At 69.0% G+C, this 3,086-nt stretch carries 3 protein-coding genes; 2 read left to right on the top strand and 1 reads right to left on the bottom strand.

Translation table 11 applies throughout. From position 1 onward, the window contains the following. Positions 1-107: 107 nt before the first annotated feature. On the bottom strand, positions 108-902 hold the full coding sequence (locus F0Q45_RS25140; RefSeq protein WP_149656465.1) for a ParA family protein: 795 nt from the start codon (positions 900-902) through the stop codon (positions 108-110). A 756-nt stretch (positions 903-1,658) separates the two neighbouring features. Here F0Q45_RS25140 and F0Q45_RS25135 point away from each other — a divergent pair. Continuing rightward, complete coding sequence (locus F0Q45_RS25135) at positions 1,659-2,372, top strand: ParA family protein (RefSeq protein ID WP_149656464.1); 714 nt, start codon at positions 1,659-1,661, stop codon at positions 2,370-2,372. Beyond that, the coding region (locus tag F0Q45_RS25130) for a ParB/RepB/Spo0J family partition protein (protein WP_149656463.1) at positions 2,372-3,086 on the top strand (715 nt) is incomplete at its 3' end. The genes F0Q45_RS25135 and F0Q45_RS25130, both read left to right, overlap by 1 nt.

Raw genomic sequence — 3,086 nt, 5'->3', positions numbered from 1 at the left:
CGGGCGGCCGCGGTGGGTCGGCGACGGGCTGCGGCTGCGGCGGTGCGGGCGGGCGGGTGGCCGAACCCGCGTCAGACAACATGCCGACCACCACATCGGCGACGTTCTTACCCATGGTGCCTCCCTCGGTTGCTGCGCCCCTCTTTGACGTGCTGCATCACCGCGACGGTGAACGCGGCGTAGGCCTGAGCCAGATCCGGGTCGGCCTCGACGTCGCCGAGCACATGTCCCCCACTGACCATCCGCTCGGCGGCGGTGCGCTTGGGGATCAGCGCCTCGAACAGCGGCAGCCCGTCTGCCTGCAGCGCGGCCAGCGTCTCGCGGCTGATGAGCGTGTTCGGCTCGTACTTGGTCAACAGCACGCCCATCAGCTCCGCGGAGAGCACCTGATGTGCGCGGAGCGAGGCCGCCCACTCCAGGAACATGTGCACGCCGCGGCGGCCCCACTTGCTGGCATCGGTGGGCACGATCATCCAGTCGGCGGCGTTGAGCGCGGAGATGACCAGCTGCCCGAGGTTGGGCGAAAGATCCAGCACGATCGCGTCATAGTCGGCGTAGACCGGTTCGAGCCGCATCGCCATCTGATACTCTCGGCGATGCATCATCACCAGCTGCTGGTCGAGCTTGGCCACCGCCAGCGTCGAGGGTACCAATTCCAGATTCGGGATCCGGGTCTTGCGGATCACCTGCGCGATCGGGACCTGCTCGGCAATCAGGTCGTAGAGGTCGAGTTCCACATCGTCATCGGGATCGAACATCGACGTCGAGTTGGCCTGCGCGTCGCAGTCCACCAGCAGGGTGCGCCACCCGCCCTGGGCCAGCCCGGCAGCCAGGCTGACCGCGGTGAACGACTTGCCCACCCCGCCCTTGTGGTTGGCGATCGCTATCACATCTGATTTCACTTGAGCCCCTTACGTCACAACCTTCACAGTGGTGATTAGAACACGGCGTGACCTGGTGTTTGTGCGATGCGGCCACGGCGTGTTGCGAACACCCGGTGATCACAACACCGGGCGACACCGCGATCCGGTGACCGCGACACGCGCTCACGGCGTCGCCGGATCACCCGGGCACCCGGTGATCGCGCAACCCGATCACGCGATGAGGCAATCACGCCGTCATCTGGTGGCCCGATCACGGTGCTACTCGGTGACGAGGTGACTGAATCACCGGAGCAGCGCATCACCGCGTGGCGCGGTGATGGGGCCATGTGGTGACGGGATCACTGCGTCAGCACATCACCGGGTGTGCCGATCACCGAGTGACCCGGTGGTGCCGCCACCCGGTGATCGAGAGGCGGCGATCACCCGGTGAGGCGATCACCCGATCACACGTAGACCCGGTGTCCGCATCGCCGAATCACCCGATCACACGGCCACCGGGGGCCCAATGGGGCGGGCAGCAAATCACGCAGCGCCACGCTTGGGGCCCGCGCTACACAGAAACTCCCATGTCGCCAGGCAGGCGACACCGCGCGATCACTTTACCGCGGTAAAGTGGCAAACCGGCGCGGCGGCAGCGACCCCGGTAGCGGGGGAGTGGTGCCCACGAAGAAGGCCGCGTGTCACTAGCGGCGCGGCGCGGCGCGGGCCGATAGCATCGGGGCCTACCCATCCGAAGTACTCCGCCGTGCGGGGGAAGCATACGGAAGGCCTTCTATGGCTGTGCACGTCGTTCTCAACCAGAAGGGCGGCGTCGGCAAGAGCACCATCGCGGTCAACTTGGCCGCCGTCACCGCCGACGTCCTCAATCACCACGACGACCCGGAGGCCAGCTCGCCGGTGGCCGCGATCTCGGTCGACCCGCAGGGCTCGGCGGTGTGGTGGGCCGCCCGAATCAACGACCTGCCGTTTCACATCGTGCAGGCCCACGACGACCTGGCCGGTCTGGCGCGCCTGAAGCAGCTGCCCACCATCAAACACGTCTACGTCGACACCCCCGGCTGGATCGACCTGGACGCCGGCACGAACAGTGGCGACCCGCTGGGCCGCGGACCGGCCGCCGACGCGCTGCGCGCCGTCCTCGACGTCGCCGACCGCGTCATCATCCCCATCGAGACCGAGCCGCTGTCGTTCGACCCGACCGCGCGCACCATCAACAAGGTCGTCAAACCCCGCGGCCTGCCCTACACCGTGGTGATCAACAACTGGGACCCCCGCGACGGCACCCACGACCTCAACGAGACCAAGGAATTCATCCGGCTGCACCGCTGGCCCCTGGCCCACACCGTCATCCGCCACTACAAGCTGCACGCCCGGGCCAGCGCCGACGGGCAGGTCGTCACCGAATACCCCGCCAATCGGGTGGCCCTGCAGGCCCGCGAGGACTTCTACCGGTTCGCACTCGAGCTCAACATCGGGGGAGTCAACTGATGGCCCCCCGCGGAAAACGCACCAGCCTGGCCGCCCTGGCCGGCGACGTTGGCGACAACTCGCCGGTGGACCGCCCACCCGCCGACGCGGGCCCGGCGCGCAGCGCCGCGCTGACCGAGCTGACCGCCAACCCGCGCAACCCGCGCGAGGACCTCGGCGACCTCACCGACCTGGCGTCGATCGCCGACATGCAGCTGCAGCCCGCCGTGGTCGTCACCGCCGCCGCCTACCGCGCCCTGTATCCCGACGACGACATCGCCACCCGCTACGTCGTGGTCAACGGCTGCCGGCGGCTGGCCGCGGCCCAAAAGTATGGGCGCGCCGATCTGGACATCGTCGTCAACGACGCCATCGCGCGCGACCGCGTCACCCTCATCTCGGCGGCCATCACCGAGAACGTCGACCGCCAGGACTTCGATGTCATCGAGGAAGCCCGCGCGGTGGAGGCCCTGGTCGCCGAATGCGGACGGGCCGATCTGGCCGGCCAGCGCCTGCACCGCACCGAAGGCTGGGTGTCGCAGCGCCGCGCCCTGCTGAAGCTGGCCCCCGAACTGCAGACCGCCCTGCGCCGCGGGGAACTGGCCATCCGCGAGGCCCGGTCCCTGGCCCGGGTGCCGCTGGAGCAGCAGGTGGCCCGCTGGCGCGCCGCCCAGGACAAGCAGTCCGGCGACAACCCACCGCCGCCGGATGCCTCCAAGCCGGCCCCGTCCCGGT

It is taken from the genome of Mycobacterium simiae, from assembly GCF_008370645.1.
In the GTDB taxonomy this organism is placed as follows: Bacteria; Actinomycetota; Actinomycetes; order Mycobacteriales; family Mycobacteriaceae; genus Mycobacterium; species Mycobacterium simiae_A.
This window is presented reverse-complemented; position numbering and strand designations above follow the sequence as displayed.

Bases quoted from the DNA above. Each gene is read 5' to 3' on its own strand.
- F0Q45_RS25135 (WP_149656464.1), top strand. From the start codon at position 1,659: ATGGCTGTGCACGTCGTTCTCAACCAGAAGGGCGGCGTCGGCAAGAGC.